This window comes from Streptomyces sp. NPDC055749 (assembly GCF_053617235.1).
This window is the reverse complement of the sequence record NZ_JBSHFH010000005.1, coordinates 197,850-210,378: the sequence shown is the minus strand read 5'-3', so window position 1 is coordinate 210,378 and position 12,529 is coordinate 197,850. Positions and strand designations below refer to the sequence as shown.

At 69.7% G+C, this 12,529-nt stretch carries 13 protein-coding genes; 7 read left to right on the top strand and 6 right to left on the bottom strand.

Features of this window, described 5'->3' with window-relative positions; all coding sequences use genetic code 11:
- The first annotated feature begins 58 nt into the window (after positions 1–58).
- The 4 genes from ACWGO0_RS06015 to ACWGO0_RS06000 all read left to right on the top strand — a co-directional run bounded on the left by ACWGO0_RS06015 (position 59) and on the right by ACWGO0_RS06000 (position 4,001).
- Positions 59–1,069: an ATP-binding cassette domain-containing protein gene (locus ACWGO0_RS06015; RefSeq protein WP_453528627.1), complete on the top strand. Its 1,011-nt coding sequence runs from the start codon at positions 59–61 to the stop codon at positions 1,067–1,069.
- 5 nt (positions 1,070–1,074) lie between these two features.
- Positions 1,075–1,854 carry an ABC transporter permease subunit gene (locus ACWGO0_RS06010; RefSeq protein ID WP_453528624.1) on the top strand — a complete coding sequence of 260 codons (780 nt, stop codon included), beginning with the start codon at positions 1,075–1,077 and terminating at the stop codon, positions 1,852–1,854.
- Between the two features lie 108 nt (positions 1,855–1,962).
- Positions 1,963–3,132, top strand: a complete 1,170-nt coding sequence (locus ACWGO0_RS06005; RefSeq protein ID WP_453528621.1) for an ABC transporter ATP-binding protein — start codon at positions 1,963–1,965, stop codon at positions 3,130–3,132.
- Positions 3,129–4,001 carry an ABC transporter permease subunit gene (locus tag ACWGO0_RS06000; protein ID WP_453528618.1) on the top strand — a complete coding sequence of 291 codons (873 nt, stop codon included), beginning with the start codon at positions 3,129–3,131 and terminating at the stop codon, positions 3,999–4,001. Before ACWGO0_RS06005 ends, ACWGO0_RS06000 begins: the two co-directional genes overlap by 4 nt.
- Positions 4,002–4,017: 16 nt before the next feature.
- On the opposite strand, the gene ACWGO0_RS05995 is transcribed toward ACWGO0_RS06000, so the two are convergent.
- Positions 4,018–4,347, bottom strand: a complete 330-nt coding sequence (locus ACWGO0_RS05995; RefSeq protein WP_453528615.1) for an ATP/GTP-binding protein — start codon at positions 4,345–4,347, stop codon at positions 4,018–4,020.
- A 212-nt stretch (positions 4,348–4,559) separates the two neighbouring features.
- On the opposite strand from ACWGO0_RS05995, the gene ACWGO0_RS05990 reads away from it, so the two are divergent.
- Entirely contained in the window at positions 4,560–5,600 is a 1,041-nt protein-coding gene (locus tag ACWGO0_RS05990) for an LLM class flavin-dependent oxidoreductase (RefSeq protein WP_453528612.1), read from the top strand.
- An 83-nt stretch (positions 5,601–5,683) separates the two neighbouring features.
- On the opposite strand, the gene ACWGO0_RS05985 is transcribed toward ACWGO0_RS05990, so the two are convergent.
- Complete coding sequence (locus tag ACWGO0_RS05985) at positions 5,684–6,076, bottom strand: SCO5389 family protein (RefSeq protein ID WP_307124930.1); 393 nt, start codon at positions 6,074–6,076, stop codon at positions 5,684–5,686.
- A gap of 261 nt (positions 6,077–6,337) precedes the next feature.
- Here ACWGO0_RS05985 and nucS point away from each other — a divergent pair, with 261 nt between their 5' ends.
- On the top strand, positions 6,338–7,009 hold the full coding sequence (nucS, locus tag ACWGO0_RS05980; protein WP_453528608.1) for an endonuclease NucS: 672 nt from the start codon (positions 6,338–6,340) through the stop codon (positions 7,007–7,009).
- Between the two features lie 68 nt (positions 7,010–7,077).
- Here the strand turns inward: nucS and ACWGO0_RS05975 are convergent, their stop codons facing one another.
- The 3 genes from ACWGO0_RS05975 to ACWGO0_RS05965 form a co-directional block, all read right to left on the bottom strand.
- A complete protein-coding gene (locus ACWGO0_RS05975) occupies positions 7,078–9,510 on the bottom strand; it encodes an ATP-binding protein (protein WP_453528605.1) in 2,433 nt (810 codons plus the stop codon).
- Between the two features lie 249 nt (positions 9,511–9,759).
- On the bottom strand, positions 9,760–10,083 hold the full coding sequence (locus ACWGO0_RS05970) for an STAS domain-containing protein (protein WP_003966237.1): 324 nt from the start codon (positions 10,081–10,083) through the stop codon (positions 9,760–9,762).
- Between the two features lie 236 nt (positions 10,084–10,319).
- Positions 10,320–11,168, bottom strand: coding sequence for a 3-hydroxyacyl-CoA dehydrogenase family protein (locus ACWGO0_RS05965; RefSeq protein ID WP_453528601.1), 849 nt, complete (start codon positions 11,166–11,168; stop codon positions 10,320–10,322).
- Between the two features lie 200 nt (positions 11,169–11,368).
- Here ACWGO0_RS05965 and ACWGO0_RS05960 point away from each other — a divergent pair, with 200 nt between their 5' ends.
- Positions 11,369–11,941, top strand: a complete 573-nt coding sequence (locus tag ACWGO0_RS05960) for a cob(I)yrinic acid a,c-diamide adenosyltransferase (protein WP_453528598.1) — start codon at positions 11,369–11,371, stop codon at positions 11,939–11,941.
- Between the two features lie 19 nt (positions 11,942–11,960).
- Here ACWGO0_RS05960 and ACWGO0_RS05955 read toward each other — a convergent pair whose 3' ends face one another.
- Entirely contained in the window at positions 11,961–12,503 is a 543-nt protein-coding gene (locus ACWGO0_RS05955; RefSeq protein ID WP_453528595.1) for a hypothetical protein, read from the bottom strand.
- Positions 12,504–12,529: the final 26 nt, after the last annotated feature.

Below are 12,529 nucleotides of genomic sequence, written 5' to 3'. Positions count from 1 at the left end.
CGCGCCCGGTTCCGCCCTTGTGGTGGCGCCGGGCGCGCGGCCGTTCTAGCGTGAACGCATGATCGAGCTTGAGGGCCTCACCAAGCGATTCGGCGACAAGGTCGCCGTCGACCACCTGTCGTGCCAGGTCAGACCAGGAATGGTGACGGGTTTTCTCGGCCCCAACGGGGCGGGCAAGTCGACCACGATGCGGATGATGCTCGATCTCGACAACCCCACCAGCGGCACGGTGCGCATCGACGGCAAGCACTACCGCGAGCTGGAGGAACCGCTCAAGTACATCGGGGCGCTCCTCGACGCCAAATCGATGCACGGTGGCCGTAGCGCGTACAACAATCTGCTCTGTCTCGCGCAGAGCAATCGCATCCCGACGAGCCGCGTCGCGGAAGTCCTCGACACGGTCGGACTCAGCGCGGTGGCGCGGAAGAAGTCGAAGGGTTTCTCGCTCGGCATGGGCCAGCGGCTGGGAATCGCTTCGGCCCTTCTCGGCGATCCCGAGATCCTGATGTTCGACGAACCCGTCAATGGTCTGGACCCCGAGGGAATTCACTGGATCAGAAATCTGATGAAGGCCCTCGCAGCCGAGGGCCGGACGATCTTCGTCTCGTCCCATCTGATGAGTGAAATGGCACTGACCGCCGACCATTTGATCGTGATCGGCCAGGGCAGACTGCTGGCCGACACCTCGATGGCCGACTTCATCCACGACAACTCCCGCAGTTACGTACGGCTGCGCTCCCCGCAGCAGGAGCGGCTGCGCGATGTGCTGCACGGGGAGGGCATCGTCGCCGTCGAGTCGGGCAACGGCACGCTGGAGATCGACGGCGCCACCACCGAGCAGCTCGGTGAGCTCGCCGCCCGGCACCAGATCGTGCTGCACGAGTTGAGCTCCCAGCGGGCCTCCCTGGAGGAGGCGTTCATGCAGATGACCGCGGGCTCCGTGGAGTACCACGCGCACTCCGAACGCGACGGCGCGCTGCTGCCTCCCCCGCCTCCCGCGGGTCCGCAGTGGGGCGAGGAGTGGAACCGCACGGCGAGCGGCGTTTCCGATCACGGCAAGGGAGCATGACCACGATGGCATCGGTACCCGCGGTCCTGACCTCCGAGTGGACCAAGATCCGTACGGTCTCCTCGACCACCTGGACGCTCATCGCCGCGTTCGCCGTCACCGTCGCCATGAGCGCGGCGCTGTGCGCACTGATGAACTCCCAGTTCGACGACCTCTCCGACGCGGAGCGTGCCACCTTCGACCCGACCTTCATCAGCTTCTCCGGGATGATTCTCGGTCAGCTCGCGATGGTGGTCTTCGGCGTCCTCGTGGTCGGTACGGAGTACAGCTCCGGCATGATCCGTACATCACTGGCGGCCGTTCCCCAGCGCGCCACGTTCCTGTTCAGCAAGATCGCGGTGGCGGGTGTCCTGGCCCTGGTGGTCGGCCTCGCGACGAGCTTCATCTCGTTCTTCCTCGGCCAGGCACTCCTCGGCGTCCACCGCACGGACCTCGGCGCGGACAACGTGCTGCGGGCGGTGTTCGGCGGCGGCATCTACATGGGCATGATCGCGATCTTCTCGATGGGCGTGGCCGCGATGCTGCGCAGTTCCATGCTGTCGCTGGGCATCCTGATGCCGTTCTTCTTCCTCGTCTCGCAGATCCTGTCGGCCGTCCCGGGCGCCAAGAACGTGGCCCAGTACTTCCCCGACCAGGCCGGAGCGAAGATCATGCAGGTGGTGCCCGACGCCATGAACAGCGACCCGGCGCCGTACGGGCCATGGGGCGGACTCGGCATCATGCTGGCGTGGGTGGTGGCCGCGGTGGCCGGTGGTTTCGTCCTGCTGAAGAAGCGGGACGCGTAACAACTTGGCTGGAACCGTCAAGGCCTGGTTATCCTCCTAACTCTTACGGGGGCGTGCGGCCGGGTGGCCTGGGCCCCGACGACAGACATAAGTCGATGGGGCTGGAGAATGATCGAGGCAGTCGGCCTGACCAAGCGCTACGGCGCGAAGACGGCCGTGCACAACCTTTCCTTCCAGGTGCGGCCGGGGGCCGTCACCGGGTTCCTCGGTCCCAACGGGTCCGGCAAGTCCACCACCATGCGCATGATGCTCGGCCTGGACACTCCGACCGCGGGCCACGTCACGATCGGCGGCCACGCCTTCCGCAGCCTGCCGAACGCACCGCGCCAGGTGGGCGCGCTGCTCGACGCCAAGGCCGTGCACGGCGGGCGCAGCGCCAGGAACCACCTGCTGTCGCTGGCACAGCTGTCAGGCATCCCGGCGGCCCGGGTCGACGAGGTCCTGGGCGTCGTCGGGCTGCAGGACGTGGCGCGCAAGCGTTCCAAGGGCTTCTCGCTCGGTATGGGGCAGCGGCTCGGGATCGCGGCGGCCATGCTCGGCGATCCGCAGGTGCTGCTCTTCGACGAGCCGGTCAACGGCCTCGACCCCGAGGGCATCCTCTGGGTACGCAACCTCATGAAGATGCTGGCATCCGAGGGACGTACGGTCTTCGTCTCCAGCCATCTGATGAGCGAGATGGCGCTGACCGCCGATCATCTGATCGTGATCGGGCGCGGCCAGCTGCTCGCCGATATGAGCGTCACGGACTTCATCTCCGCCAACTCGGCCGACTTCGCCCGGGTACGGGTCCCCTCGGACCTCCCGGAGCAGCGCGAGAAGCTCACCGCCTCGCTCACCGAGGCGGGCGGCCAGGTCATGTCGGAGCCGGACGGGGCCCTGCGGGTAACCGGTCTCCAGCTGCCCCGGATCAGCGACCTCGCACACGGCGCGGACGTCCGGCTGTGGGAGCTCTCGCCGCACCAGGCTTCGCTGGAGGAGGCGTACATGCGGATGACGCAGGGCGCCGTGGACTACCGCTCGACGGTGGACGCCAAGGCCGCGCTCCAGCAGCAGGCCCCGGCCGGCTACGGACAGCAGCCCGGCTACGCACCGCCGCAGCAGCAGCAGCCCGAGATGCCGCAGCAAGGCTGGTACGCCCCGCCGCCGCCGGGACAGAACCCGTACGCGGCCCCGGCCGCCGCCCAGGTTCCCGCGCCCGCAGCGCCCGTGGCTCCGCCCGCCGCTCCGCCCGCTCCCGCAGAACCGACCAAGCGCGAGACCAGCGAGGACTCCCGATGACGACGCCGGCTCCCCAGGCCCCGTACCAGCCCCAGCAGCAGGCCCCGGCGCCGCAGAACTGGCAGGGCGCTCCGGGGGGCCTCTACAGCTCGCCCATCCCCGTGCGCCGGGCCAGCCTCGGTGACGCGATCGCCTCCGAGTGGACGAAGATCCGCTCCGTGCGCTCCACGATGTGGACGCTCGGCGTGATGATCGTGCTGCTGCTCGGCATCGGACTGCTCTCCGCGATCGCGGTGACCGCCTCGGACGCCGAACTCGGCAACACCCCGGTGCTCAGCCTCGGCTTCTTCGGTGTGCTTCTCGGCTCGATCTGCGTGATCACGCTCGGCGTGCTGACCATCGCGTCGGAGTACGGCACCGGAATGATCCGTACGACGCTGACGGCCTGCCCGAGCCGTGCCCGGGTGCTGACCGCGAAGGCGATCGTCTTCTTCCTGCTTTCCTTCGTGATCACCACGGTGACGACCGCGATCGTCGGCGTCCTCCAGACGGCGATGGTGGACGGCACGGAGCCTTCAGGCGACGACTGGCTGCGCTCCACGGTGGGGGTCGGCCTCTACATCGCGACGCTCGGACTGCTCTCGCTCGCCCTCGGCGCACTGATCCGGCACTCCGCCGGCGCGATCACCATCATGATCGCCGTGGTGCTGCTGCCGCTCGTGCTGGCGATGTTCATGTTCTCCGAGACGCTGGCCGACCTGCAGCAGGCGCTCTTCGAGTACTCGATCCCCAACCAGCTCGGCGCGTTCTACGACGCCTCGGTCACCACGTCGGGTCCTTCCGGCTGGGAGCCCCTGTGGATCATCCTCGGCGTGACCGCCGTCGCCATGGCCGGCGCGTATCTCTCGCTGGACCGCCGCGACGTCTGACGCGACGGACCGCTCCTCAGTGGCGCGGGGCGTTCCTGGACCGCTGCACCCGTGTGGTGCGGCGGTCCTTCGCGTTCCAGCACGCCTTGTGCCAGTGCCTGCGGTCGTCGATGCCGCCGAACTCGGGCCAGGCGACCAGATGCGGGACTCCGGACGGGATCTCCTGGTCGCAGCCGGGGCAGCGGTACCGTTTCCCCGCAGCGCTCGCACCGCTCACCGGGCGCACCGACCACTCCTCGCCCTGCCAGCTCTCGGTGGCTCCGCCGCCGCCGTACCGCTGCCCCTCCGCGAATGTGCTGTCGGTGGGGCTTTCGCCGCCTCGGGGGCGGTTTCGGCGCGGAGACACGTGACACCTCATGGGGGCAGAACGGGCGGTTTCCCGTCCAGCGTAGGCCCATCGGGCCCGGCAGCCGCCCTCAACGGCATGAGACCGTGGGCGCGCCGGGGGCGAGTTAGCGGAAAATCGCAACAACTTCCCCGTGGACCGTGCCTTTGGCACGTGTCAGACGTTGTTGCCTATAGGGGAGAACCGCGTCGGCCGTAAGGAGGCAGAAGGCGATGCGCGTGGGAACGTTCGTACTGGCAGCTCAGTTTCCGGGCCAGGGGCCCGGTGAAGCACTGCACCGGGCGATCCGGTCCGCCGAGGTCGCGGAGGAATCCGGACTCGACTCGGTCTGGCTGGCAGAACACCATTTCGTGCCGTACGGGGTATGCCCGTCCGCCGTCACACTGGCCGCGCTGCTGCTCGGCCGCACCCGCAGAATCCGGGTGGGTACGGCGGTGAGCGTGCTGCCCACCCAGCACCCGGTGGCACTCGGCGAGCAGGCCGCACTGCTGCACATCACGAGCGGGGGCCGGTTCTCCCTCGGGGTGGGCCGGGGCGGACCCTGGGTGGATCTGGAGGTGTTCGGCGGGGGCCTCCCGGCGTACGAGAAGGAGTTCCCGGAATCGCTGGAGCTGCTGCTCGACTGGCTGAGCAAACCGCGGGTGGCGGGCACCGGGGAGCGGTACGGCTTCCGTGAGGTGGCGGTCGTGCCGCGCGCCGACGAGCTGCTGGCCGACGACCCGGCGGGCCCCGAGGGGCCGGAGGTCATCGTGGCGTGCACCTCGCCGAAGAGCGTCCGGCTCGCCGCATCGAAGGGGCTGCCGATGCTTCTCGGAATGCACTGCGGGGACGAGGAGAAGGCCGAGATGGTCGCGCTGTGGCGCACCGCCGCCCGGGAGGCCGGGCACCCGCCCGACGTCGTGGAGAGCGTCGGACATGTGTCCGCAGGGGTGGCCCAGATCGCCGACAGGCCCGCCGACGCCGTGGAGACGCTCGTGAAGGCGATGCCGGGGTGGCTCAAACAGGGCCTGGACGCCCATGTGACAGTCGACGGCAGGCACCGGGTGATGCGCGACCCCGTCGCCTATACGGAACTGCTGTGCGGCATGCATCCGGTGGGTCCGCCCCGCCTCGCGGCCGACCGCCTCGCGGCGACCGCGGAGCGGACCGGCATCACCCGCTTCGCACTCCTCGTGGAGGGATCGGGTGACCTCTCCGCGACCGAGGAGAACGTCCTGCGGCTGGGCACCGAAGTGCTGCCGTTGCTGACGTGATGCGCTCGAAGTGCTGGTGGTACGGGAGCTGCCGCCCCGGAGCCTGTCGCACCTCCTGCGGCCCGGAGCGGCAGCAGAAGCGTTTAGCAGTCCCGTAGTCCGGGCGACTGGTTGAGCAACTGGCCCCTCACCGAGGTGAAGCGGGCCAGACGCTCGTCGACCGAAGCGTCCAGCGGGAACACCGCTACGCGGTGGCAGTTCTGGAATGCCAGGCGCACTCCGAAGTGCCGCTGAAGTGCGCCACGTATCGCATCACTCGCGAGCGCACGCAGCAGCTGACCACGTGCCTGCTCGTCCGGCGGCGGCGTCTGGTTGTCGGCGAACTGTCCGCCGTCGACCTTCAGCTGGGCCACCAGAGAGCTGATCATCTCCCATGCGTAGGGCAGGGAGGTCCGGACGCAGTCGACGAAGTCGGCTTCGTCGACCTCGCCTCGCTCGGCCTGTTCCAACAGCGCCGGTGAGACGTCGAGCGACATGGGTTCTCCTCTCGCGACCCCGACGGTGGGCCGGGGCCTTACGGGCAGGGAAGGAGGACGGCGACGCAGCGTACACAGACGGCGACCTCCTGCTTACACGGTAAGCGCGCAGTCCGGGCCGCACCAGGAGATTGGGAACACAACCGGCCAATAACGAAGGCTCTCAAAGAGGGGCAAGCCCGAAGAGCCCGCGTCACACGCGTCCGGGAGACAGCCGGGGGAATCGCGTGGAACACCCGTCGTCGAGTAGCGTTGCCGACCATGCGTCTCGTCATCGCCCGTTGCTCCGTCGACTACGCGGGCCGGCTCACCGCCCACCTGCCCTCCGCCCCCCGTCTGATCCTGGTGAAGGCGGACGGCAGTGTGTCGATCCACGCCGACGACCGGGCGTACAAACCGCTCAACTGGATGTCCCCGCCGTGCTCCCTCAAAGAGGGCGCGGACGGCGACGAGGGCATCTGGACCGTGGTGAACAAAGCGGGCGAGAAACTGATCATCACGATGGAGGAAATCCTCCACGACTCCTCGCACGAGCTGGGTGTCGACCCGGGTCTCATCAAGGACGGCGTGGAAGCGCACCTCCAGGAGCTGCTGGCCGACCGGATCGAGATCCTCGGCGAGGGCCACACCCTGATCCGCCGCGAGTACCCCACCGCCATCGGCCCCGTGGACATCCTGTGCCGTGACGCGGACGGCGGAACGGTGGCCGTGGAGCTCAAGCGGCGCGGCGACATCGACGGCGTCGAGCAGCTGACCCGCTATCTGGAGCTGCTGAACCGCGATCCCCATCTCGCCCCGGTGAAGGGCGTCTTCGCGGCCCAGGAGATCAAGCCGCAGGCCCGCGTCCTCGCGACGGACCGCGGCATCGGCTGCGTGGTCCTGGACTACAACGCGATGCGGGGCATCGAGGACGACAAGCTGCGCCTCTTCTGACCGTTCCTCTCTTCCTCACCTCCCGGACGGGCTTGATTCCGCTCCCGTCCGGGAGGTGACGACGAGGTTCAGGCCGTCTCCCCCGGCTCACTCGTGGCCGCCGTCGGCCCACTCGCCGAGTCGGAACTGGACGGCTGCGTTTGCGTCGCCGTCTCCGTCGGGGTCGGGGTCGGCGTTTCCGACTCCGATTCCGACGGGGTCGGGGACGGGGACTCGCTCGGCGACTTCGTGGGCGACTTGGACGGTGACTTGGTGGGCACGCCTGGCGTAGTCGGCCGCGTGCTCGTCGGATCGTCCGTCGTGGGCGAGGTGCCCGGGTCGGACGTGTCGGCGGACGGTGTGGAGCTTGCCGACGGCGTGGCCTGGCCGGACGGGCCGGGGGACGTGGTGTCCCCGTCGGGCGTCCCGCTCTCCTCGGACGCACCGGCCGCCGGCTGCTCGTCCGCGGGGAAACCGCTCTCGCTGTCGTCCACGTCCGTCGACTGCTCGGTCGTCACATTCCGGCTGTCCGGCTCCTCGCCGTCCGATGTCGTACCGAGCGCCACGACCGTGCCCAGCAGGGCGACCAGCAGCGCTCCCGCACCGGCTCCGACCAGATTGCGCCGGGCGCCGCGAAGGAACGCGGGACCGCGGACCGCCGCCGTGCCAGGGCGGGAGGGGCGGGAGGAGATGACGGCGGTCGTCTCACCCGGCACGGTCTGGCGGGGAAAGAGCGGCAGCGCCGGTGTCCCGCCGGGCGGCGAGGCCGGGCCTTCGTACCGCGTGTCCGGCAGTTCGTCGCCCACCGGGGTACGCAGGCCGGGCACCGGGCCGCCGGAGCGGTCCGCGACCAGCGCGAGCGCCCTGCGGGAGGCCACCGCGCCCGACTTGTCGGCGAGGGCCCCGCGCATGCCGATGGAGGTCTCCAGTTCGGCCCTGGCCCGGTCCAGACTGCCGGTGCAGAGCGCGAGTACGCCCAACTCGTGGTGGAAGTAGGCCTCCTCCGCCACCTCACCGGCGATCCTCGCGCCCTCCTGGCCGATTCTGAGGACCTTCTCCCAGGCACCCCACTGCATTCCGGCGGCGAAGGCCGGGGAGGCGCTGCGCGCCAGCAGGACGGCGACGCTGGCCTGTCCGGGCCGGTCGCCGGGCACCAGGTGGGCCAGCGCGGCGAGTACGGCGTCGGCCTCGGCGACCGCCCGCCCGGACGTGACCGAGGGGTGCCCCGCCCACCAGGCGTAGTGCTGTGCGGCGGTCTTCGCGCGGTCGGCCGCGCCCTCGCCGTATCCACCGGCCTCCAGCTGGGCGACGACGCCCGCCGCCAGCCGGTAGCGGGGGCCGGCCGGGGAGAGCAGACCGCACCCGGCGAGCTCGCCGAGGGCCGCGTCGGCATGGGTGTCCCCCACGAGCGCCGGCAGGTGCGCCTGGTGCGGTACCTCGCCGCCGAGCGCGACGGCGAACCGCAGGGTCTCGCGCGCGGCCTCGCTCAGCCGGGAGGCGAGCAGTACCGCGGGGGCCGCGCCCTCCCCCAGGCTCGGCAGCGGCGGCTCCGGCGCGTTCTCCGCGGCGAAGGGCGCCTCGGCTCCGTACGCGTCGAAGGCTTCGGGGTCGCGCAGCAGGTCGCGGCGGCGCAGCAGCGCGCCTGCCTGGACGAAGCGCAGGGGCAGTCCCTCCGACTCGAACCAGAGGTCACCCGCCCAGTTCGCCTCGTCCTCGGTGAGCGAGCGTTCGACGACCTTCTCCAGCAGCTCGGTCGAGGCGCTGCGGCCGAGCCCGGCGAGAGCGACTTCTTCCAGGTGCGATTCGGCGGCGGGCGCGGCGGCGTCGGGGGTCGCGGCGAGCAGGAAGGCGCACTCGGGGGTGGCGTCGAGCAGTTCTTCGAGCGCGGTGCCGCCGAACTCCAGGTCGTCGAGGACGACGACGGCTCCGATGCCGCGGATCAGTCCGAGGAGTTCCTCACGGCCGGGGCGGTGCAGCGGCGCGCGGTAGACGGCATCGAAGAGCCCGTACTGAAGGTCAGCCGTGGTGCGCTTGTGGCCGCTGAGCCGTACGACGCCGTCGGGCGCAAGGTCGGCGCAGTCGGCGGCGACAGCGTTCAGCAGGGCCGTGCGGCCCGAACCGGCGGGTCCGGTGAGCCGGACCGACCGTCCGCGTGCCAGCAGCCGTACGAGCCGTTCGCGGACCTCCTGGCGTTCCAGGAGCGGCAGTTGGGGGCCGGGCGGACCCGGCGGCACGGAGGGGGCGGCGGCGCGTTCGCGGTCCACGCGCTCGGTCGCGGTGTGCCGGACGGGTGCCTCGGGCTGCCGGCCAGGCGGGCAGGGTTCGACCTCGCTGCCGTCGACCGGGTTGACGGTGAGGAGAAGGTCGCCCGATATGAGCTGGACCGTGCGGACCTGCTGCGGTGTCTGGAGCCCGAAGTCGGGTGTCAGCGGTTCGCGGGACTGCCGTCGCGGGACGCCGTCCTCGTCGAAGCCGTCGTGATCCTGGCCGTACTCTTCGGGTCCCCGGTTGATCGGGTCCATTGCAAAGCCCCCCAGATGCGTCGCGTGCGGTTGCCCCTCCCGGCCTCGCACGCCAAGCTGTCGCTTCTGGTCCGGTGTCCGCCCATGGGTCCGTCAATCGGCAGACGGCCGAACCCTAAACCTTCGCACAGTATCTACGAACCGCCGGGGTGCCGCGCCGCCCGGGACATCACGGTCTCGTGAGGATTGTGCGTGCATGCCGTGGTGCCCTGCCGCCGTGATCCGGACGGCGGACCCGCCGGTCAGGACCTAGACGCGCGGCAGTGACTCCGCGGCGATTCCGCCCTCGATGGCCAGGATGCGGTGCAGCCTCGTCGCGACCAGCAGGCGCTGCATCTGCGGCGGCACACCGCGGAGTACGAGCCGACGTCCGGCCCGTCCGGCCCGCCGGTGTGCGCCCATGATGACGCCGAGTCCGGTTGCATCCCATGAATCCAGCTCGGTCAGGTCGAGCACGAGATCGCCGACACCGTCGTCGACGGCCGAGTGCAGGACCGTACGGGCGTCCGCCGCGCTTCGGACGTCGAGGCGGCCCCCGACGACCAGCTCGGCGTGGTCGCCCCTGATGTGCATATGCGCTCCCCGGGATTACTCCGTAGCAAGGTTCGTCTGTCTGTTCTGTCTCTGCCACAACTGACTGTCGCAACGACAAGGAAGTTGCCGTCTGTAAGCGAACCGATACCGAATTCACTCCGTGGAGTGACGTCTGCCCGCTCGTTGCTCACTGATCCCCGGTAGCCGGAACCTTCCGGCTACCGGGCCCCGGGCCCGATCGACGGCAGATCAGGCGGCCCGGGACATGATCGCTCTCAGTACGTGTAGAAGCCCTGCCCGCTCTTGCGGCCGATGTCACCTGCATCGACCATCCGGCGCATCAGCTCCGGAGCCGCGAACTTCTCGTCCTGCGACTCGGTGTAGATGTTGCCGGTGGCGTGCAGCAGGATGTCGACGCCGGTCAGGTCCGCCGTGGCGAGAGGGCCCATGGCGTGGCCGAAGCCCAGCTTGCACGCGGTGTCGATGTCCTCGGCCGAGGCGACGCCCGACTCGTACAGCTTGGCGGCCTCGACGACCAGCGCCGAGATGAGCCGCGTGGTGACGAAGCCCGCGACGTCACGGTTGACGACGATGCAGGTCTTGCCGACCGACTCGGCGAACTCCCGTGCGGTGGCGAGGGCTTCGTCGCTGGTCTTGTAGCCGCGGACGAGCTCACAGAGCTGCATCATCGGGACCGGCGAGAAGAAGTGCACGCCCACAACGCGCTCCGGCCGCTCCGTCACGGCGGCGATCTTGGTGATCGGGATGGCGGAGGTGTTGGAGGCGAGCACGGCGTCCTCGCGCACGATCTTGTCGAGCGCGCGGAAGATCTCGTGCTTGACCTCCAGCTTCTCGAAGACCGCCTCGACGACGACGTCCGCGTCGGCGACGGCGTCGAGGTCGGTGCTCGTCGTGATGCGGGCGAGCGCGGCCTCGGCGTCGGCCGCCTCCAGCTTGCCCTTGGAGACGAACCGGTCGTACGAACCCTTGATGCCGTCGAGACCGCGGGCCAGCGCCGCGTCGGTCACGTCGCGCAGGACGACGTCCCAGCCCGCCTGGGCAGAGACCTGCGCGATCCCGGACCCCATGAGTCCGGCCCCGATGACGGCGAGCTTCCTGGCCACGTTTGCACCCCTTTGGATAACGGTTGTTCACACGCTCTCCGGCGGAGATTAGTACCCGTGAGGGGCGCTGGGGAGGCGAAGAGATGCGCGTCACGTCTCAAATGACGGACATCACACTGGTACGCCTCATTCGGCGGCGCGCCACGTGCAGTTGGCCACCTGCGTCCCCGCGAGGGCGAACACATACCTAGGCTGGCCCCATGGTCAATCTGACGCGTATCTACACCCGTACCGGCGACAAGGGCACCACCGCCCTCGGCGACATGAGCCGGACAGCCAAGACCGATCTGCGCATCTCGGCGTATGCCGACGCGAACGAGGCCAATGCCGTCATCGGTACGGCCGTCGCGCTCGGGCAGCTGTCCGAGGACGTGGTGAAGGTCCTCGTCCGCGTGCAGAACGACCTGTTCGACGTGGGCGCGGACCTGTCGACGCCGGTCGTGGAAGACCCGAAGTATCCGCCGCTGCGGGTCGAGCAGTCCTACATCGACAAGCTGGAGGCGGACTGCGACAGCTTCCTGGAGGAGCTGGAGAAGCTGCGCAGCTTCATCCTTCCCGGCGGTACGCCGGGGGCGGCGCTGCTGCACCAGGCGTGCACCGTCGTCCGGCGTGCCGAGCGTTCCACCTGGGCGGCGCTGGAGGTGCACGGGGAGGTGATGAACGCGCTGACCGCGACGTATCTCAACCGTCTTTCCGACCTCCTGTTCATCCTCGCGAGGACGGCGAACAAGGAGGTCGGGGACGTGCTGTGGGTGCCGGGCGGCGACCGCTGAGAGGCGGCGTCCGAGGGGGTCAGGCCCCCTTGGATGCCTGCTTCGGGAACAGGGTGTAGCCGCCGGCGATGATCAGGTTGATTCCGATCACCCACAGCATCTTCTGCTGCCACATCTCCAGCGAGCCGATGTCCCCGTCGTCCCCGACGTACCAGATCGCCGCCTGGAGCAGTGCCAGGGCGGTCACGGCTGCGACCGTCCAGCGGGCCGCCGTGCGCCACTCGTGGGCGGCCCGCGCCATGCCGTACTTCGGCGGCTTCACCGGCGGCGGACCGCCTGCGAAGCGGTGCGCGAACCTGGCGTCCGCCCACTTGATCGCCGAGTGGCCCAGTCCCACGGTGAACCCGATGTAGACGGCGGCGAGGCCGTGCTTCCAGTCGGGTTCGGCGCCGTTCTTCAGGTCGATGGCCGTGACGACCAGCAGCACGACCTCCAGCAGCGGTTCGCACAGCAGCACCGCGGCGCCGAGCCGGGGCTTCTTCGCCAGGTACCGCAGCGCGAGTCCGGCGGCCAGCAGCAGCCAGAAGCCGACCTCGCAGATCACGATCAGTACGACGATCACGGTTCTTCTCCTCCCGGTCCCCTCCA